The 19073-nt window shown below is 32.2% G+C and carries 21 protein-coding genes; all 21 read right to left on the bottom strand.

Annotated elements, in window-relative coordinates; all coding sequences use genetic code 11:
• Positions 1 to 110 precede the first annotated feature (110 nt).
• Positions 111 to 1109, bottom strand: a complete 999-nt coding sequence (locus M0Q24_RS03670; protein ID WP_295047432.1) for a beta-ketoacyl-ACP synthase III — start codon at positions 1107 to 1109, stop codon at positions 111 to 113.
• Complete coding sequence (gene plsX / locus M0Q24_RS03675; protein WP_295047435.1) at positions 1109 to 2107, bottom strand: phosphate acyltransferase PlsX; 999 nt, start codon at positions 2105 to 2107, stop codon at positions 1109 to 1111. Before plsX ends, M0Q24_RS03670 begins: the two co-directional genes overlap by 1 nt.
• A gap of 3 nt (positions 2108 to 2110) precedes the next feature.
• The gene (gene rpmF / locus M0Q24_RS03680) at positions 2111 to 2260 is read right to left on the bottom strand and encodes a 50S ribosomal protein L32 (RefSeq protein ID WP_021287145.1); all 150 of its coding nucleotides are present in this window, start codon (positions 2258 to 2260) and stop codon (positions 2111 to 2113) included.
• A gap of 100 nt (positions 2261 to 2360) precedes the next feature.
• Positions 2361 to 2717: a hypothetical protein gene (locus M0Q24_RS03685; protein ID WP_295047440.1), complete on the bottom strand. Its 357-nt coding sequence runs from the start codon at positions 2715 to 2717 to the stop codon at positions 2361 to 2363.
• A gap of 21 nt (positions 2718 to 2738) precedes the next feature.
• On the bottom strand, positions 2739 to 3152 hold the full coding sequence (gene ndk / locus M0Q24_RS03690; RefSeq protein WP_295047443.1) for a nucleoside-diphosphate kinase: 414 nt from the start codon (positions 3150 to 3152) through the stop codon (positions 2739 to 2741).
• 142 nt (positions 3153 to 3294) lie between these two features.
• Positions 3295 to 3579: a 4Fe-4S dicluster domain-containing protein gene (locus M0Q24_RS03695; RefSeq protein ID WP_295047446.1), complete on the bottom strand. Its 285-nt coding sequence runs from the start codon at positions 3577 to 3579 to the stop codon at positions 3295 to 3297.
• Positions 3580 to 3649: 70 nt separating this feature from the next.
• Positions 3650 to 4807: a methionine adenosyltransferase gene (metK, locus tag M0Q24_RS03700; protein WP_295047449.1), complete on the bottom strand. Its 1158-nt coding sequence runs from the start codon at positions 4805 to 4807 to the stop codon at positions 3650 to 3652.
• An 87-nt stretch (positions 4808 to 4894) separates the two neighbouring features.
• A complete protein-coding gene (locus M0Q24_RS03705) occupies positions 4895 to 7090 on the bottom strand; it encodes an STT3 domain-containing protein (RefSeq protein ID WP_295047453.1) in 2196 nt (731 codons plus the stop codon).
• 223 nt (positions 7091 to 7313) lie between these two features.
• Positions 7314 to 7622, bottom strand: a complete 309-nt coding sequence (locus M0Q24_RS03710) for a hypothetical protein (RefSeq protein WP_295047456.1) — start codon at positions 7620 to 7622, stop codon at positions 7314 to 7316.
• 60 nt (positions 7623 to 7682) lie between these two features.
• Positions 7683 to 8018 (bottom strand): type II toxin-antitoxin system PemK/MazF family toxin, encoded by a 336-nt coding sequence (locus M0Q24_RS03715; protein ID WP_295047459.1) that lies wholly within the window; start codon positions 8016 to 8018, stop codon positions 7683 to 7685.
• Positions 8008 to 8235 carry a ribbon-helix-helix protein, CopG family gene (locus tag M0Q24_RS03720; protein ID WP_295047462.1) on the bottom strand — a complete coding sequence of 76 codons (228 nt, stop codon included), beginning with the start codon at positions 8233 to 8235 and terminating at the stop codon, positions 8008 to 8010. The genes M0Q24_RS03715 and M0Q24_RS03720 overlap by 11 nt, the downstream gene beginning before the upstream one ends.
• Positions 8236 to 8368: 133 nt before the next feature.
• Positions 8369 to 9331, bottom strand: a complete 963-nt coding sequence (locus tag M0Q24_RS03725) for a glycosyltransferase family 4 protein (RefSeq protein ID WP_295047465.1) — start codon at positions 9329 to 9331, stop codon at positions 8369 to 8371.
• A gap of 174 nt (positions 9332 to 9505) precedes the next feature.
• On the bottom strand, positions 9506 to 10741 hold the full coding sequence (locus M0Q24_RS03730) for a glycosyltransferase family 4 protein (protein ID WP_295047468.1): 1236 nt from the start codon (positions 10739 to 10741) through the stop codon (positions 9506 to 9508).
• A complete protein-coding gene (locus M0Q24_RS03735; RefSeq protein ID WP_295047471.1) occupies positions 10742 to 12571 on the bottom strand; it encodes a hypothetical protein in 1830 nt (609 codons plus the stop codon).
• Positions 12571 to 13734 carry a hypothetical protein gene (locus tag M0Q24_RS03740; protein ID WP_295047474.1) on the bottom strand — a complete coding sequence of 388 codons (1164 nt, stop codon included), beginning with the start codon at positions 13732 to 13734 and terminating at the stop codon, positions 12571 to 12573. Before M0Q24_RS03740 ends, M0Q24_RS03735 begins: the two co-directional genes overlap by 1 nt.
• A gap of 1 nt (position 13735) precedes the next feature.
• Complete coding sequence (locus M0Q24_RS03745; protein ID WP_295047477.1) at positions 13736 to 15073, bottom strand: hypothetical protein; 1338 nt, start codon at positions 15071 to 15073, stop codon at positions 13736 to 13738.
• Positions 15063 to 16352: an oligosaccharide flippase family protein gene (locus M0Q24_RS03750; RefSeq protein WP_295047479.1), complete on the bottom strand. Its 1290-nt coding sequence runs from the start codon at positions 16350 to 16352 to the stop codon at positions 15063 to 15065. The genes M0Q24_RS03745 and M0Q24_RS03750 overlap by 11 nt, the downstream gene beginning before the upstream one ends.
• The gene (gene wecB, locus M0Q24_RS03755) at positions 16353 to 17447 is read right to left on the bottom strand and encodes a non-hydrolyzing UDP-N-acetylglucosamine 2-epimerase (protein ID WP_295047482.1); all 1095 of its coding nucleotides are present in this window, start codon (positions 17445 to 17447) and stop codon (positions 16353 to 16355) included.
• A 21-nt stretch (positions 17448 to 17468) separates the two neighbouring features.
• Positions 17469 to 17867, bottom strand: a complete 399-nt coding sequence (locus M0Q24_RS03760; RefSeq protein WP_295047485.1) for a PIN domain-containing protein — start codon at positions 17865 to 17867, stop codon at positions 17469 to 17471.
• A complete protein-coding gene (locus M0Q24_RS03765) occupies positions 17864 to 18112 on the bottom strand; it encodes a hypothetical protein (RefSeq protein ID WP_295047488.1) in 249 nt (82 codons plus the stop codon). The genes M0Q24_RS03760 and M0Q24_RS03765 overlap by 4 nt, the downstream gene beginning before the upstream one ends.
• A 53-nt stretch (positions 18113 to 18165) precedes the next feature.
• Positions 18166 to 19073: glycosyltransferase family 4 protein (locus M0Q24_RS03770; RefSeq protein WP_295047490.1), on the bottom strand; the 908-nt coding region annotated here is incomplete at its 5' end.

Genomic DNA, 19073 nt, shown 5'->3' on the forward strand with positions numbered 1-19073 from the left:
ATTGAAGTAGAAAATATACTTATATGCATTCACATCGAGGACGATGGGAACGAGAGAAGTTATCTTACATCGCCAAAATCATGCAAAAGTGTTATTTTATTTCTGAAAAATTATTTTATTGGTGAAAAAGGAACTAGAGCACTTCCCCATGTTAAGCCTCCGCCAAAAGCGTCAAGTAACATCAGATCTCCACTCTTTAACTTTCCTTGCTCATAAATATCATTAATAGCCATAGGAATGGATGCACCTGAAGTGTTTCCATATTTTTCAACTGTCATAACAACCTGCTCATCTTTTAACTTTAGAGCATCGCCTACAGCTTTTATGATGCGATAATTTGCTTGATGTGGTACAAAGTGAGTTATGTCTTGGCTCTGTATCTTGTTTTGCTCTAGTATGTCTATAACATCTTTTGTAAGGGTACGAACTGCTACTTTAAAAGTTTCATTTCCCTTCATCTGCATAAAACAACTATTAGCTTCTTGGTCAAGTGAGTCGTGGATCGAACCACTCCCACCATTTGGAGTCATAAGTAGATCTGCATATGTACCATCAGCTGCTGTGTGAATATCTATAATAGCTTCACTTTTATCATCAGTTGCACTAATAATAGCAGCACCAGCACCATCTCCAAAAAGGATACAAGTACCTCTATCACTGTAGTCAGTTATAGCAGATAACTTCTCAGCACCGATGATAAGAACATTTTTCTTCATTCCAGATTCTATAAATGCTTTGGCGATTGAGAGAATATAAACAAAACCTGTGCAAGCTGCCGAGATATCAAAAGCTGTAACATTATTAAGTCCAAGTTTATTTGAAATGATAGTAGCAGTTGATGGCATACAGAAATAATCAGGCGAAATAGTAGCACAGATCACCATGTCGATATCTTCTTTAGCTATACCACTTCTCTCTATTGCTAAAGAGGCAGCTTCTACTCCCATGTCACTTGTAGTTTGACCCTTTGCTGCAATACGACGCTCTTTGATACCTGTTCTTTTGGTAATCCACTCATCAGTGGTATCAACCATTTTTGATAAGTCTTCATTAGTAAGTATATCAGCAGGAGCGTAGGCCCCAATAGATCTAAATGCAGCATATGCCATTAAACTTCCTTATTTTTTAACTCTTTGAGTCGTGTGATGATATGCTCATTTACACCAGTATCTACATAGTTTATAGCTTGATATATAGCATTTTCTATAGCTTTGGAGTTACTTTTTCCATGGCTAACAATAGCACAACCTTTTATCCCAATTAGCGGAGCACCACCAATTTCAGCATAATCAATCTGTTTTTTAAGAAGTTTAAAAACTTTTCTCATTAAAAGAGCACCAGTAATAGCTACAGGAGATTTTCTTATGTAATCTTTGATAAGCTGACTAATTGTAGCGGCAACACCTTCACTAGCTTTTAAGACTAAGTTGCCTATAAAACCATCACATGCGATAACATCGCAAGTTCCATTGAAGATATCTGTGCCTTCTACATTTCCCTTAAAGCCCTTATATCCTTCTAAGATTTTAAAAGCCGCTTTTGTAATCTCATTACCTTTTGAAGCCTCTTCTCCATTTGCCAATATTCCAATACTTGGGTTTGGAATTTTAAGCAAATCTTCTGCGTAACATCCGCCCATAATAGCAAACTGAGCTATGTGAATAGCTTTAGAATCAACATTTGCTCCAGCATCTAGTAAAATTGAACGGCGACCTGATTTAGTTGGCATAAGAGTTGCAAGTGCAGGACGAGCAACACCATCAAGGCGACCTAATCGAAGAGTTGCAAGAGTCATAGTAGCTCCACTATGTCCAGCTGAGACCACGCCATGTGCCTCGCCAGTTCTTACAAGCTCTATGGCTTTATATATACTGCTCTCTTTTTTCTTTACTGCATCTGTTGCGGCATCAGACATTGAGATAACATCGCTTGCTTCAACTATAGAAACTTTAGCTCTATAACGCTTTGGTAACAGAGCTAAAATTTCATCTTTATTGCCAACAAATATTGGCACAAACAGCTTTCTCTTTAGTGCTAACATAGCACCTTTAACAATTGGTTCGGGACCGAAGTCCCCTCCCATTGCATCAATTGCAATCTTTATCATCGACTATTTATACTCACCAGTAGTTGGGTTGATATGGTGAGGAAGTTTGTAAGTTCCATCTTTATCTTTAACTGGGCGAGCTAAAGAAATCTTGTAGTGAGTTCTTCTTTTTGCTGAACGTGAGTGAGACACTCTTCTCTTAGGTACTGCCATATTATTTTCCTTTAATTTGATTTATTTCATAAATAAAATGAAGGAAAACCTTCATCCTATTTGTCCGTAAAAGGAACAAGTCCCTTTTACTTCTTATAGATTACTCTGTTTTACAATTTTCGCAACTATGATAGTCGCTTTTTATAAGCTCAAGTTCGGAGATTAAAAGCTCATCTAAATCTGCTGTAGAGTCAAAAGACTCAACAACATCTAAGTCCATGCTTGCATCTGAGTCAAAAACACCATCGCAAATAAAAAATTCTATCTTTTCATCTACTTTTAGTTTAAACTCTTCACCGCACCGACTACATTCACACAATGTAAATCCACTTAAATTTGCTCTTAGCAAAATCAATTTGCCTGAATCATACTCTAAATAACCTTTAAATGTTATTTCATCAGATTTGACTTCAAAGTCTATTGGTGTCTTACCTATTTTTATAAGTTTAATCTTCATAAAATAAGTCTTTTTGTGAATTTATGAAATTTCTCTCTCAGAAAAAAAGAAAGCGATCTCTACAGCTGCATTTTCAGCAGAATCACTTCCATGAACTGCATTTGCATCTATATTTTCAGCGAAATCTGCACGAATAGTACCTATTTCTGCTTCTTTAGGGTTAGTAGCACCCATAAGATCACGGTTTTTTTGCATTGCATTTTCACCCTCTAAAACACTTACAACAACTGGGCCGCTGATCATAAAATCAACTAAGTCATTAAAGAAAGGTCTCTCTGAATGAACAGCATAAAAAGCTTCAGCATCAGCGCGTGATAGTTGAATCTTTCTAGTTGCTGCAACTTTAAGACCATTGCTCTCAAAACGATCTAAAATCTTACCTATTACGCCTTTAGCAACGGCATCTGGTTTTATTATTGATAGTGTACGCTCCATCAAATCTCCTATATATTCATAAAATTAGAGTGGAATTATATCTAAAAAATATCTGATTGTTGTTTAAATTGTAAGATTTGCAAAAAATGAAGAGTTTACAAAGTGCAAAATCTGCACCTTGCAAAATATTTTAAGTGGAGAATTAATCTATAACATTCTCATGGTTTGAGCGTTGCTCATCTGTGACGTCTTCACGATGCGCAGGACTCTCACCGATAGCATCCCAAGTGATACAGCCCTCAGTTGGACAAGCAGTAGCACAAGCTGGCTCATCGTGATGAGAAACACACTCTACACATTTGTTACCATATACATAGTAAATTTCTTCACCTGATGGGTTATCATCTTCATCAACGATAGCTTCTACTGGACATTCATCTATACAAGCACCACAATTGATACAAGTGTCATTAATAATAACTGCCATAAAATTCTCCTAGTTTTAATTTTCGAAGTAAGTTTATCACAAGATTTTTAAAGATAGCTAAAACATATCTTTAAATATCTAAATACCTTTTAATCTCATCCACTCTGTTTGTTAGCTCCCATGTAAAGCCATCTTCTTCTCTTCCAAAGTGACCATATGAAGCTGTTTTTCTATAAATCGGACGAAGTAGATCTAAAGATTCTATGATAGCTTTTGGAGAAAGGTCAAAAAGTTCTTTTACGCAACGCTCTATCATCTCTTCATCAACCACACCAGTTGAGTGTGTATCTACAAGTATTGAAGTAGGTTTAGCTATTCCAATAGCGTAAGATATCTGTATAGTTGCTCTCGTACAAGCACCAGATGCCACTAAGTTTTTTGCCACCCATCTAGCGGCATAAGCAGCACTTCTATCTACTTTTGTAGGATCTTTCCCACTAAAGGCTCCACCGCCATGCGGACAACTTCCACCATAAGTATCTACTATGATTTTTCTGCCAGTCAGTCCTGCATCGCCTTGTGGACCACCTATTACAAATTTTCCTGTAGGATTTATATGTATCTTAGTAGCTTCACTCATCATCTCTTTTGGTATAACATGCTCTATAACTTCGCTTATCATATCTTTTCTAATCTGCTCTTGAGACACATCTGGAGCGTGTTGAGTTGAGATAACTATAGTATCAACTGAGACAGGTTTATCCCCAACATATTTAACGCTTATCTGCGCTTTTCCGTCTGGGCGAAGATATGGAACTATACACTCTTTTCTAACTTCTGTTAATCTTCGTGTAATAAGATGTGCTAAGTAGATAGGAAGAGGCATCAAAACTGGTGTTTCACTACAAGCATATCCAAACATTAACCCTTGATCGCCCGCCCCAATTTCGCCATCTGCAAGATCTACACCTTGATTTATATCCGGAGATTGTTCACCTATAGTATTTAAAACCGCTGCAGATCTATAGTCAAATCCATAGGTCGCATCTGTATAACCAATCTCTTGAATAACCTTTCTTGCTATCTCTTGCATTGGTGCATAAGCCGTTGTTTTTAGTTCGCCTGCGATTACACAAAAACCATTAGATACTAGTGTTTCACACGCCACTCGTGCGGAAGTATCCTGCTCAATAATATAATCCAAAATTGCATCACTAATCTGATCTGCCATCTTATCAGGGTGCCCTTCTGTTACAGACTCTGAGGTAAATATATACTCTTTAGTCATCGATTTTCCTTATTGAAATATAGGCTCTTGTCCTATAAATCGTTAGAAGTATATCTAAGTATGTTTAATTTAAAAAGCACATATGACCTAGATCTTTAGTTTAAATATCTTAGCCATTGGGTTAAGTATAACTGGTTCATAAAGTGTTTCGTCATAGTTTTCTAGCACAAAGAGTTGTATATATGTTGAGTTGAGCATATTTTTATCTAAGACTAAAAACTGGTTGTAATTTTTCATAAATATAACACTTACTGGACTATCTTTATCTATAACTTGGACATTTTTTCTTAGCACTCCATTAGCATCATATTCAGTTACTATAAAACTATTCATAGTCAATATATCATTACCAATCTGTACTTGTCCCATTTTTTTAATGATGCGAACACCATTACCAAGCTCAACACTCTCTTGCGTCTCTTGTACAGTACCTGAAATGTAAAAAAATGGTTGAGCTCTTTTCTTTCCACTCATAAGATCTAAGTTTGAAAAAAGCGTTATTGTTGGGACTATGCCCACCATTCTGTTTGGCAAGTAAAGGTAAACATCTCTAGTTTTAGCAGGTAGTTCTATCTCTTCATTTAGAGAGTTTAAAAAGTCATTTGTGTTATTGTACTTATAGTCTAGTGTCATTTGTTCGATATTGCTACTTGCAAACTCTACATAGTTAGTATGATTTACATCTAAACCTTTGTTGGCTTCATTTACACTAAATCTTTTCTCAGTATATTCAACATCTAGTCGTGCCATCTTTGCCGCTGGATCTTGTGGAGAGTTTAGTATAAAGCTCACAGGAAAGTTTACAGATCCACTATGCTTTCCACCGTCTATAAGAGTCTTTACATCACTATAATAACGGATAGGATAACCATAATCCCACCACGCTACAACATAGTCTTCTCGATCTGCAATTTCATGAAGTTTATCTAGTAATTTCACCTCATCTTGAGTAAAAACTGTAGGAACTTTATATCCTATAACATGGGCAATGTTTGGATAGAGTGCCCCAAGAGTAAATAGTGTCATAAAAACATACTTTGAGATCTGAGCCACTTTGTCATTTATAAACTTAGTTGAGAGCCACTTAGAGATCTCATAGATAATAAACCCTAAACCCAAAGCCATAACAGGGACTGCATATATAGTAAATCTTAGTCCACCACCATCAAAAAGTCCAGGTATTCCATAAGCTAAAAACCCAAGTCCAACCATAGGAAGAGCTAAAAGCATTACAGGATGTCTATAAACAAACCATACATAACCAAGCATAGATGCAAGGAGAGTAAGAGTATGTCCACTTATTCGATTTGCAAACATCTCAAATGGGATCTTCCCAGCCTCTCGCACTGTCTGCATAACCGTAAAAAAGTGAAGCCCTAAACCTTCCGCGCCACTATCGAGTGCATCTCTAAAAACATAACCCTTTAGTTTGCCCCAGATAGGATCAAATCCACCCGTCACAAAAAAAAGAATTAATGCAACTGCAAAGATGTAGTAGAGATATCTAAACACTAGATCTCTCTTAGTTTTAAGCAAAATATAAAAAGCTACAACCACTGACAAGCGAACAAATCCATCAAGATTTACCATAGCAAAAAGCATAAATGAGATAAGCAATAGGTTTGTTTGGAAGTCTTGCTTTTTTATGTATTGATAAACTACATATATAGCTATAAGTGCTATAAAAGCAAACTCTAGTGAATAACTTTGTGGGTACCACCATCTGTAAGCTATACTATCAAGAGCTGCGATGAGAAGATATTTATCTTCATTTGTCTTAAGAGCCCAAATGAGCGACCAAAGCAAAACAGTTGGAAAAACTATATTTAAAAAATCAGTATCAAAGTAACCAACCATCGTGCGGTTATAGTAACTCCATGCAACACTTGCTACAAGTGCCGCGATAAAACCAACTTCAAGCCTATCAAACTCTCTTGCTATTAAAATGATGGGGATGACTAAGAGCGAAGCAAAAAAAGCAGGCATGTAAAAGATTACTGTCTCAAATGAAAATGGTAAGATCTTTACAATTAAAGCTGTAAAAACACTTGTAGCATTTTCAAATGGAGAGAGATCATTAGTGTTTTTAGTAACACCTGCTAAGATATCTCTAGCACCCTCCGCATAGTAATAACCATCATTGGTGTTTATCATAAACTCACCATTGAACTTAAACTGCTCCTCAGAGCTAAACTGCTCCACCCAAATAAGCCGTACTACTATACTAAAAGCAAATGCAAAAAGTATAAGTAAAGTTGTTTTTTTGTTTGTTGTTAGTGTCATTTTGTCTCTCTTTTTATCGCTGATATTAAACTTGTAGCTTGTTAGTGTACATGTAAAGATAGACAATTAATCTCATCAACTATGGTATCTTTATATCTAAATGAAACATCATTAACAAAATCAACTTGAAGCAGATTATCGACTTTAAATCGAGTGAAGTCTTTAGTTTCTACTTCTACAGTAAGCTGAAACTTTTTTTGAAGATCATATAATTTTTTATAGTTTATGCTATCCATTTTAACTCATCTATTAACAAAGGTTTATCCAAAAAGTAAACTTCCGCCATATTTTTTCTTCTAAAAGCATGTTCTGAATTAAATTGTGGTATTTTATAGTTTTCTAAAAGCTCTGCCAGTTCCTCAATTTTGAAGATTTTTAAATCTATAAAGATTCTAGTGCTATTTAAAAGAATTTTTTCAAAAAGCATACTCTTTTTTCTCTCATCATTGCCACTCAAGATAGCCTCTAAATCTTCTCTAGAGATATTTATATCCCAAAAACAGTCTTTTTGTATGCGCAAATAGTCAATCATGAATGTATCTCCTAAAGTTTATCTTCAATTTTGTCATTTTACCATACAGCATCTAAATCACTATATAATCTCATTCAAAAATTCTCTAGCTTTTTTCATCTCATCTGCGCTAAGAGATGCCAATTTTTCTACAAACCTACCATTATCGACTGAGCGTATTTGCGTAATAACTAGATCAGAATCTTCCAACAATTTTTCTCTCTTTTCAACTCTCATACGAATAGGTTCTGCATCATCTATGAGAGAAGTAGTGAGCGGGATTATGATAGTTGTCGGGTACTCGCTATGATTTAGTGCATCATTTTGAAAAATAAGGACGGGACGGATCTTGCCCATCTCATTGTTTTTTTTGATTGGATTAAGATTGGTGAGCCAAATTTCGCCTCTACAAACCATCGCTTAAGGTTCCTTCAAAATTTTCATACTCATCTTTATCTGCATTTTTTGTTTTTTCCACAGCTTTTAATATTCTGTTTTTTTTGCTTTTCTCGACACTTTTGGCATAGTGCTCTATCGCCTCGCGAATAACATCACTTTTTTTCTTATTTAGTGTCTTTGCTAAAGTGTTTAGTTTGTTTTGTAAAATATCATCAAGACGGACAGTTGCTACCATAAAAAATCCTTTTGTATTTTTGTAATACAGTATTGTACTATAGACTCTCTAAAAGCTAAATACTAACCCACTACTTTTATCTCTTTTAAGAACTTTTTTTAGATTATTTTTTCTTGCTATAGCAGTTATCTTATTATTCAAACTTCTTTCTTAGATCTACTAACTTCATAGCTCCATACAAAAGAGCTAAGCAAAGTATAAAACTAAGAGCTACATTTGGTATGAAAAACACTGCTAAAAGTATGATAATATTCAATCCTATAGAGTAGTTTGTAACTTTAAAATGGCTCCATCCACTCTGCGTTAGTCTCTGATATGCATGTTTTTTATGAGCTTGACTTAACTTCTCGCCATTTAGCTTTCTTCTTATAAGTGTGAGAGTCGCATCAAACCAAAAGAGAGCAAAAAGTGTTATCCAGATCCACAAGTTTGAACTTTCTATGTTTGCATAGTAGAGTGTAAATATAGCTATGTTATAGCCTAAAAGGGTACTTCCAACATCACCCATGAAGATCTTAGCTCTGTTGTAGTTCCAAAACAAAAAACCCAAAACTGACACAGCTAAGACTAAAAAGTGACCTCCGCCAAACAAAATCAACCCAGCCAAAGATAAAAAGACAAACTCACTTCCTACATAACCATTTATCCCATCTATAAAATTTGTAAGATTTATAAACCAAACTATAAGAAAAAAAGCAAAAAGATTTGTCACTATGGGGTTTTCTACACTAAAGAGTCCAAACTCCAAAGAGTCAAGTCCGCCAAGAATATAGATAGCAAAAACTGCAACACCAGACTGAACTAAGAGTCTAAGTTTAGGACTTAACTCATAAATATCATCAAAAAAACTAACCACACTTATGGCAGATCCCACAAGCAAAGCGTAAAAAAGTGTTGGATCTATCTGATGGGTAAAGTAGAGATAAAACAAACCAACAAACCAAGTTAATGAGAGAGCGATTCCGCCCCCATGAGGAGTAGGCACACTATGAGAACTCCGCTCATTCACCTCAGCCACTAATGACTTTTTTATATAGTAGTTTTTTATGAAGTATGTTAAAAAAAACGACAAGAGAAGTAAAATTACATATATCATATTTCATATATCCTTATAAAAATATTCGGAACCGCGAACTCTAGGAATGCTAACCAATGGCATTCTCCACGATGTTTCGGGGTCTTAGCTTCAAAGCAACTCCCCTCTAGTCATCATCTCTATCCCCTATTTAATACTATAAGGATTTGTAAGATTTAACTTTTCCTAAATAATTTAAGCACTTATACTTTTCATTTCTTTTTTAATTTTTTCTATATATTCTTTTGATAATTGTGAATATTCTCTGTTTTCATAAATCCATTTTCTTCCATTTTCTCCAAGTTTCTTTTTTTCTTGAAAACTTAACTTATCTATATCAAAAATTGCTTCTTCCAGCTCTTTAGGGTTTGTTGTTTTAACGAACACACCACAATTTGCTTCATTTATCATAGATGGATATCCATTATATGAAGCGATAATTGGCTTAGATGCAAGCATATACTCAACTACTTTGTTCATTGACTGCCCATAATCCCAAACTTTAGAATATTGAGTAGAAAGATACAAAATATCACATTTTTCCAAAAAATATTTTACTTCATTTTGCGCTATTCTTGGCAAAAAAGTTACATTTTCGCATCCTTCTAACTCCTTTTCAAATTTTTCTCTTAAGTCTCCACTACCCACAAGCATAAAATGAAGTTTTTCATTTTTGTTTAATGATTTGATAGTCTCTATAAAAGGCTCTAATGCATTTGTAATTCCCATGCTTCCAGCATACCCTACAACTGTTTTTTCTTTTGGAAAAACTTCATCAAAAAGATTTTTTTCTTGCTTAAAAGATTGTTCTTTGTAGTTATCAGGATTAAACCCTATGGGAGCGCAGAAAAATGGCTTTTCATATCCTAAAATTTCTTTGACATGTTCATCCAATTTTGGCATGGTTCCAACAATTAAATCAGCTTTTTTATACCCAAATTTTTCTATAAAACCTATTAACATTACCATAGGATGCCATTTAGAAAAACCCGCCTCTTCTGTCATGGTTAAAGGCCAGATATCCCTAATTTCAAAAACTAAAAAACTATTAAATTTCTTTTTTAAAAAGTACCCATATAAAATACTAAAAATAGATAAAGAAGAAACAATAACAACATCCGGTTTATTGAGTTTACTAGTATCAAGTCTAAAAAGTTTTTGCTCAAAATCAAACCAACTTAAAATTCTTGCAATTGATGCTGTTTTTGTATATTTTTTTGTTTTTATCCAACAGAGAGGTACATCTTCTACAGTTTCAAAATTATAAATTTCTTTTGTTTGTGGATAAATTGAAAAATGATTTGCGTCAGATGTTAATAAGATTGCATTATACCCTTGCTTTATAAACCCTTTAGTTAGTTCAAAAAGCCGAGCAGGCATTTTACTATAATTTGGTGGGCTTGCATATTTAGATATACACCAGATATTCATTTAGACCTCTTTATATAGTTTTGGAATTGAATTAACAACTTTAATTACTTCTTCAAAATCTAATCCTAATGTATCTAAATACCATCTAATATTTTGATATCTCGGTTGATTTTCATCCTCTATAAGTTCTAAAGCTTTTTCTCGCGTTAATTGCCCTTCCCGTATTTGATTGCTTCTAAAAGTATCGTGTTCTGTAAATCCAGCAACAGTATAGTAAACATAGTTATAAAATCCTGCTGTTCCATCACCTATTCGCCAAGTAGTACTTGTATCTATCGCTGTTTCCCAATCGTATTGATTTATCAAAGTATCATTAATCGTTTTTTCATCCCAACTCCAATAATCAAAGATATGATAATAGTCTTGTTTTTCTGTAAAACTTCTATAATACTCTCCAGATAAAGTATCCCATAAAGAACTATTAAAATAACCTGGACTTTCCATCATAGCTTTAAATCTCTTACTATGATATCTAAGCTGTTTCATTATTCCATGACTATAAACTCTTTTTTCTTCAAAGTCTGGTGCAATACCTAAAAAGCCCGTTTTAAAGTGCGTTACTTCAAGAGGATTTACTCCCCAAAGATTTAAGTTTATGCCTGTTTGTTTTTTTATATCTTCTACATATCTGAAAAAATGTTTATCTCCAGCAGTAAGCATAGCCATCATGCCTAAGTGAGGTGATTTTAACCACGCTTTTAGATTCATCTTTATATTTTTTCTTTTTTGAGAAATATCAGCTGCAACTGTAATATTCTCAACTCCCATATCTCCGCACATTTGGCTTATATTACGACGACCTAGGTCTGTAACCATTCCCCAATCGTAAGTATACGTTACTGGTTTCATCTCCAACTCATTAACTATTAAATGCAACCCATAACAACTATCTCGACCACCAGAAAAAGGAACAATACAATCAAGTTCTTTCCCTGCTCTCCTATAAGGCTCTACTAGTTTAAAGATCTCTTCTTTTGGTTTAGGCTTATTCCTTGATTTATAGTTATGACAATAGTTACAAACGCCTTTAGCATCGAACTTTATATATGGCATAGTCTCAGGCAATATGCATTTTGTACATCTTTTAATATTTAGTTTTTTAAACTCTAAAAGCTTTTCTTCTATTTTATTGTATTGAAATTCAGGGATCAAATTTTCTGTACGACTATTATTATCTTTTATATCAAATTCTTCACTTGATATTGGGATATCTAAAATCAAACTATCTTCTTTGATTTGTTTAATATTTTGACACTCTATCTCGTCAAGTGCATATTTTTCAGATGCAAAATAAATGTCATCTCCTATATATCCTACATATAAGCTTCCATTATTTGAAAATAATAGTAATTTTCCTAACTTTGGAATCACTAAAGCACAAGCAACCACACCTCTGCAAAGAGCAAGTATTTTATTAGGTATTTCTGAGATGTCTTTACTCTTTGTTAATTGTTCCTCTGCAATAGCCACTATAACTTCAGAGTCTATTGTATACTTTTTCTGAACATTCAATTGTTTCCAAATTTCTTTTTCATTGACTATTATTCCATTATGTATGGCACAGATATCCTCTCTTACTACAGGTTGATTGTCTCCCAATCCATTAGTAATAAGTCTGCTATGCCCTAAGAGTATTTGTGATTCATAAGGGTTAGTATTTTTAAGTAGCTTTTCAATATTATAATCTGCTCGTGCAATCTCATATCGATTATTTATATAATAAATCAATCCACTAGAATCGACACCTCTTTGTTCTGAATGTTTTACTATTTTATAAAATTTTTCTTTATTAACTCTATTTTTTGATATTTGTCCAAATATTCCGCACATTATTTTACGATTCCTTCTTTAATTTCTTTTGTTATACTTTCATATAGTAAAATTAATTTTCTTTCTTGAGCACTCCAACTTAAATCATATAAATCATTTGCATTGATTTTAAGTAAATCTTGCATTATCTCTAATTCTTGTGTAGCCTTATATATACTTTGAAAATCTACATCACTACATTTCCCTAGGTTGTATTTATCTACTACTGTTTTTATGTCTGGAAAAGATGAAGCTAAAACAGGTATTTCTGCAAACGCATATTCAAATAATTTATTTGGTAAACAATAATAATCGCTCAAAGAGACATTCTCAATAAAGCAAAGTCCTATATCAGCGCTCTTAGCTACAGCCAAAACCTTTTCATGTGGAACTGCATCATGCACATGAATATTTGAAAACTCTTCTGATATTTTAACTAAATCTTCTTTTAACTCTCCGTATCCTAAAAAAACAATATGTGAAGTTATATCCTCTGCTTTAAAAACTTTCAAAAAATTTTCAATACTTCTTCCTCTTCCAAATATTCCAATGTATATAAATATTTTAGATGAGTCTGGAATTGAAAACTTCTTTCTTAAGTATTTTTTATCTATCCCTTCATTAACTTTCTCCAAAATGGGTGTATTTAAAATAATTTCAGATCTTTTTTCACCTATATTATCTATATACCATTTTTGTATTGAAGGACTAACAATTATAAGTCGATCTATAAATTTCCAGAAAAAAATCTCACTAAAAAGTGTCATTTTTCCTAAGGTTTTTGTGAGTCCATTTCGATTTGATTCTAATTCATGTGCATCATATACAAGTTTAGCTCGTGTAAATATTTTAAGAACTACTCCTAGAGGGAGTACAAAAGTATCATGACAGTGCACCATATTAGGTTTCAAGCGTAATGCCTTGAAAAACACTTTAAACATTAATTCAAAAAGAGTTAAAGAGTGTCGCACTACAGTAGGCAAAAATCTCCATTTTTTAGCTCTTAAAACAACTGTATGTACAGTTATACCTATACTATCATTTGTAGCTGTAGAGCCCTCATCAAGCATAACTCCTATACCATGTACATTATATGTTTTATCTGCCTTTGAAATAGCTTGCATTTCTTTTAAGATTCTTGCATCATGTAGTATATCTGTATGTGTTAAATGTAATATTCTCATTTTATACTATATCTTCCTTTCTATTTTTAAACTTGAATACAGGAAATATCATCCCTAATAAAAACCATAATGGAATCCAACTTACATGAACTCCAAAAATTGCTATGGCAAATATCCCAAGATATAGTAATGATAAATATAAAGTAATTAATTTATTTTCAATAAAATCTTCTTCAATATTTAATAACTCTTTAAATGCAAAATATAAATATGAAAAAAATAAAACAAAACCGACTACCCCCAAGTGTGTAAGAAGAGAACCAAGAAAACTATGTACATAAGTTCCATCTCCTGTGGTAAGTCTATCTACTGCCATATTACCAAAAAAAGGGCTATATTTAAAATGTGTTGTAAAATTTTTCCATAGTTCTATTCTTGCAGTAATAGAATTAATTTGTTCTGCGCCAAATCCAAAAATTCTAAATCTTGACAAATCTATATCAAATATTAAAACCATTCCTACAAAAATAATAATAATAGTAACGAATACTATTACTATAGAAATTAATAAGAATAAAGTTGTTTTGTTAAATAAAATATTCTTTAAAATAATTCTTTTATTTTCCATTAAATACTCTATTTTAAAATAGTAAATATTTATAAGAAAAACTAATGTTAAAAATAACATTCCTACAAGAGTAACTAAAGCATTATTTGAAGCTATCATTTGAGATAATAAAATAGCTCCTAAAATAGCTCCTATATAAGCAATAGATAAGAACAAAACAAGAAGCTTATATTCATTTTTAAATTTATTATTTAAGACAATAAACAACATATAAAACACTGAATAGATTAAAAAAGCTATGCTTAAAAATGTTCCAGGTCTTTGATAATTACCATTTAATATTGTTATTAAAAATAATTTCTCTGACATAAATGATGACAAAAAAGAATATGTCATTATGAATACTATTAAAATAACTAAAGAAAAGGCAAAAAAGAAGATATTAAATATTTTTAAAGATTCTTTTTTTTTCAGTACATGACCTTTAATAAGAGATAGAACAAAAGAAACTATAATGCCTAAAAAATAAAATAAAACTATACCACTTGTAGTAGAAACTGTAAAAGCTTTTAAAAAATACATATTCTCCATATCGCATACTATTCTATATATAAAATATGATATAAATAATATAAAAAGAAAAAATGATTTTTGACAATATAGCTTTTTTACAGAATAAGCCTCATATAATATAAGTAAAATTCCTAATAATAAAGTCATACCTAGTAAAACTAATCCACTTGAACCTTCATTTATATTTTTTATATTAACAAATAAATATAATATTATTGAATATAATATTACTGAATATAATAAAAATCTATTCTTCATAATCATGATATAACCCTTGAAAATTTAAAAAGCCTGCTACTTTAAACGCCATAAATAATTGTATTAAGTAAAAAAAAGAAAAAGAAAGAGATAAGTAAACAACTACGTTTTCTGCTGTAACACCTAAACTAAAAGAAATAATAACTAATGTAAGTAATATAGCCTGCATATATAGATTAACTTCTTGTTTTTCTCCAATATAAAGCATTATACTTAAGGGTCCTACAATAAACTGCAAAAATAGCATGGGAGTAAGTATTTGAGCATAAACTCCGGCTATTTTCCACTCTTCTCCAAATACAAATATAAACAAATCAATAGCATAAATATAAAAGGCTACAGAAGGAATGAGAATTAAAATAAATAGTTTTTTAAAAGTACTTAAAAATATCTCTTTAGCATGACCAAATTCTTTAAAATCTTTTGCTGCTTGTTCTTGAAAGACTGTTAAAATTGCTGATGATAAAATAGAAACAGGAATCCCTAATATTCTTTGGGTTAAATAAAAATACCCAGCAGTAGTTGCATTAAATATTGTATTAAAAAACAGATGGATAATCTGATGAGAAGATACATTGAATAACGATGCCGGTATATCTACTTTTGGGAACTTGCTGTATCGTCTTAACAATACAAATAAATGGAGTTTCTTAATATTTGTAAAAATTTTATTATCTTCTTTAACTATTTTTTTTATAAGATAAGTTGTGGCCACTATCTGACCAATTATTTGTCCGAAAATAAGTCCCATATTAGAAAAGCCACTCATTCCCACACCAAGATTTGTAGATGCTATGATACCGCTTTGAAGAATCCTAGTATTCGCCAACCTCCGATATTGTTTTTTTCTATTTGACCAGTATATAAGACTTTGATATATGCCATTTAAAAATATTGCAAAAGGAATAAAATAAAGCCAAAAAGAAATCTCAGGATTTCCTAAAAAATTTGTAAATAAGTCATTGAAAATAAAAACTAAAATAAATAAAAATAGGCTTACTAACGATGTAATAATACATGATATTGCTAATATTGTTTTTGCATCATGGTCTTGTTTTGGGAGCAGTATTGCAAACTCATATCTTCCTGTTGCAATAACTGACAATATTGTAACGATAGCAATAAATAAAGCAAACAAACCAAAATCATTTGGAGTATATATCCTAGTAAGAATTGGAGTAATTGCAAGTGGTATTGCTTGTGCTATTGCTGTGCCTGTTATTAAAGTTAATACATTTTTAGTAAACTCAGATTTTATTTTATTTTTGTTTTGTTTCACTCAATATTCCAGTAACTTTCTAATTATTTTCTCACTAGCTTTTCCATCACCGTATAGATCTAGTGATTGGTGGGTTGTGGTTAGTGGTTGGTGGGTTTTATAAGCTTCTAAGATCTTCTTTTTGTCTGCACCTACTAAAGTATTTGCTCCACACTCTACTAGCTCTACCCATTCTGTTTCATCTCTTAGTGTAATACAAGGTTTTTCAAAAAAGTAGGCTTCCTTTTGAAGTCCTCCACTATCTGTCATAACTAAGCTACAGTTGTCTATGAGCCAAATCATTTCTAAGTAACCTACAGGGTCTATAATAGTAAGGTTCTCTATATTTAATTTTAGGTTTTTTAGTATCTTTTTTGTTCTTGGATGCAGAGGTAAAATTACTTGTTTTTCTTTTGCGATTTCATTTAAAGACTCAAAGATATTTTTTAATCTTATTTCATCATCTGTATTCTCAGCTCTATGTATAGTACATAAAATATAATTTTGAATATTTGCTTTTGAGGTTTGAATTATTGATGGTTTGACTGCTAAGTTTTTATAAAACATTGCTCCATCTTGCATAACATCGCCTACATTGGTGATTAGTTGTTTGTGGTTGGTGGTTAGTGAAAAAGGGAAGCCTTCGGCTTTTAGGTTTTCTACCGCTGTTTCAGTTGGGCAAAAAAGCACTGTACTTACTCTATCTGTAAGTATTCGGTTAACCTCTTCTGGCATTTGCATATTAAAACTTCTAAGCCCTGCTTCTATGTGCGCAAGTTTTATATGAAGTTTACTAGCTACAATTGCCCCTGCCAAAGTTGAGTTTGTATCTCCATAAACCATGATCCAATCAGGTTTTTCTTTTAATGCTACCTCTTCTATCTTCTCTATCATCTGCCCAGTCATCGCACCGTGGGACTTTCCACCTATCCCTAAAAAATAGTTTGGCTTTGGTATCTGCATCTCATCAAAGAAAATATCAGACATATTGGCATCATAGTGTTGCCCTGTATGAACTATAATCTCTTCTATGTTTTTATGTTTCGCTATTTCTCTTGAGACACTCCCTGCTTTTATAAACTGTGGTCTTGCTCCTAGTATTGTTAGTATTTTCACTTTGCTGATTCCTTTTGTTTACTATAAATATTTACTCACAAATTCACTACTTGAGAGAGTTTCAATATCTTCTCTATAAAAGCTTTTATCATTAGTTATGATGCAATCACTAGCAAAATCTTTTGCACTCAAGTATTGTAAAGTATCTTCAAAATCATTATTCTCAATCTCTAGAGCTTTTGAAATCAATTCATTAGATGCGCCAACTACACTAAAATTATCATTGATAAGTTTTATAAACTCTTTTATATTTTCAACTTGCTTTTTAGCTACATAATCAATATTCAAAATAGTAATATCTAAAAGAACACCTGAAAAAAAATTTCTTTCAATTGCATTAAAAATCAATAGTGCATCATGAAAATTTTCTCTTTTTAAAATCAAATCAAGAAAGATATTGGTATCTACAAATATTTTCATTTCACAATTGCCTTGTATTTTTCATCATCTGTTTCAAACTGTTTATCAAGGATTCCTACAAACTTATTAAAAGAACCCTCTTCTAAGTTTTCTTTTTGGATTGATTGTTTTATAAGTTTTACATAATCTTCATAAGGCATGATTACAGCTTTTTTTTGATGTGCTTTTTTATCTACTATAAAAACAGTTTGTGTCAAAAGCTTAGTAAACTGTGCCTGTGCTTGTGAAATACCCAATTCTAACATGATAATCTCCTTGAAAATCTAATATATGTACATAATACTAAATACATACTTATTTAAGTATTAATAATTTTAGCATAAACTTCAAGCAACTTCTTCTCTTCTACATCCCAGTTGTATTTTTCTAAAACTGCTTTTTTACCATTTGTACCCATCAACTGGGCTTCTTTTGGATGCGTCATGATATACTCTATAGCCTCTGCAATCTCTTTTGGATCTAGAGGATTTACACATATTCCACAACTATTTACTTCAACTATCTCTTTCCATAGTTTAAAATTGGAAGTTATGATAGGTAGTCCGGCACTCATATACTCAAACATTTTATTAGGTTGTGCATCTATATGGTTTGGTACAGGATAAAAAGTCACTATTCCAGCTTTTGATTGACTTAAAATATTTGCTACTTCACTTCTATCTAAAAATCCAAGTTCATTTACATTTTGCCATCCAGTATAAGTTTTTACTTCATCTTCGACATTTTTTTCACTAAACGCGCCTACCAGATTTAACTTTGTTTTAGTAGTAAACTCCATAGCTTTTACTACTTCTTTTATTCCTCTTATTTGAGCAATCCCACCCACATAACAAACTTCATCTTTCTTTTGACTCCAAGGTGTTTCATTTGAGAGTTCACCTAGAATCGGAAAGTTATTTATATCTATACTATTTTTATTTATCTTTAAAAATTTATCTCTTATGTATGGAGTTGCTGTGATAACTACATCAAATTTTGGCATAGCAATTTTTTCATATAGCTCAAAGCCTTTTGAGAGTAGTATTTTTGCAGGTTTGTTTAGATATGGTTTACCAAGAAGTTGTTTTGGTAAATCCTCATGAGCATCAAATATCACTTTTGCCCCAAGTTTCTTAAGCTTTAATCCTACAGGAATAAGCTCAGGATCATGAAGATGATATATGTCACTATCTAACTCTTTTGCTTTTTGGTAAACCTTTTTTACAG

The sequence above is a fragment of the Sulfurimonas sp. genome, from assembly GCF_023228785.1.
Lineage (GTDB): Bacteria > Campylobacterota > Campylobacteria > Campylobacterales > Sulfurimonadaceae > Sulfurimonas.

Excerpts from the sequence above, each read along its gene's own strand:
- ndk (WP_295047443.1), bottom strand. The coding sequence starts at position 3,152 with ATGGAGCGTACACTATCAATAATAAAACCAGATGCCGTTGCTAAAGGC.
- M0Q24_RS03765 (WP_295047488.1), bottom strand. The coding sequence starts at position 18,112 with ATGTTAGAATTGGGTATTTCACAAGCACAGGCACAGTTTACTAAGCTT.
- M0Q24_RS03715 (WP_295047459.1), bottom strand. The coding sequence starts at position 8,018 with ATGGTTTGTAGAGGCGAAATTTGGCTCACCAATCTTAATCCAATCAAA.
- M0Q24_RS03695 (WP_295047446.1), bottom strand. The coding sequence starts at position 3,579 with ATGGCAGTTATTATTAATGACACTTGTATCAATTGTGGTGCTTGTATA.
- M0Q24_RS03740 (WP_295047474.1), bottom strand. The coding sequence starts at position 13,734 with ATGAGAATATTACATTTAACACATACAGATATACTACATGATGCAAGA.
- M0Q24_RS03735 (WP_295047471.1), bottom strand. The coding sequence starts at position 12,571 with ATGTGCGGAATATTTGGACAAATATCAAAAAATAGAGTTAATAAAGAA.
- plsX (WP_295047435.1), bottom strand. The coding sequence starts at position 2,107 with ATGATAAAGATTGCAATTGATGCAATGGGAGGGGACTTCGGTCCCGAA.
- M0Q24_RS03710 (WP_295047456.1), bottom strand. The coding sequence starts at position 7,622 with ATGATTGACTATTTGCGCATACAAAAAGACTGTTTTTGGGATATAAAT.
- M0Q24_RS03725 (WP_295047465.1), bottom strand. The coding sequence starts at position 9,331 with ATGATATATGTAATTTTACTTCTCTTGTCGTTTTTTTTAACATACTTC.
- rpmF (WP_021287145.1), bottom strand. The coding sequence starts at position 2,260 with ATGGCAGTACCTAAGAGAAGAGTGTCTCACTCACGTTCAGCAAAAAGA.
- M0Q24_RS03745 (WP_295047477.1), bottom strand. The coding sequence starts at position 15,073 with ATGAAGAATAGATTTTTATTATATTCAGTAATATTATATTCAATAATA.
- M0Q24_RS03705 (WP_295047453.1), bottom strand. The coding sequence starts at position 7,090 with ATGACACTAACAACAAACAAAAAAACAACTTTACTTATACTTTTTGCA.
- M0Q24_RS03685 (WP_295047440.1), bottom strand. The coding sequence starts at position 2,717 with ATGAAGATTAAACTTATAAAAATAGGTAAGACACCAATAGACTTTGAA.
- M0Q24_RS03730 (WP_295047468.1), bottom strand. The coding sequence starts at position 10,741 with ATGAATATCTGGTGTATATCTAAATATGCAAGCCCACCAAATTATAGT.
- M0Q24_RS03720 (WP_295047462.1), bottom strand. The coding sequence starts at position 8,235 with ATGGTAGCAACTGTCCGTCTTGATGATATTTTACAAAACAAACTAAAC.
- M0Q24_RS03670 (WP_295047432.1), bottom strand. The coding sequence starts at position 1,109 with ATGGCATATGCTGCATTTAGATCTATTGGGGCCTACGCTCCTGCTGAT.
- M0Q24_RS03760 (WP_295047485.1), bottom strand. The coding sequence starts at position 17,867 with ATGAAAATATTTGTAGATACCAATATCTTTCTTGATTTGATTTTAAAA.
- metK (WP_295047449.1), bottom strand. The coding sequence starts at position 4,807 with ATGACTAAAGAGTATATATTTACCTCAGAGTCTGTAACAGAAGGGCAC.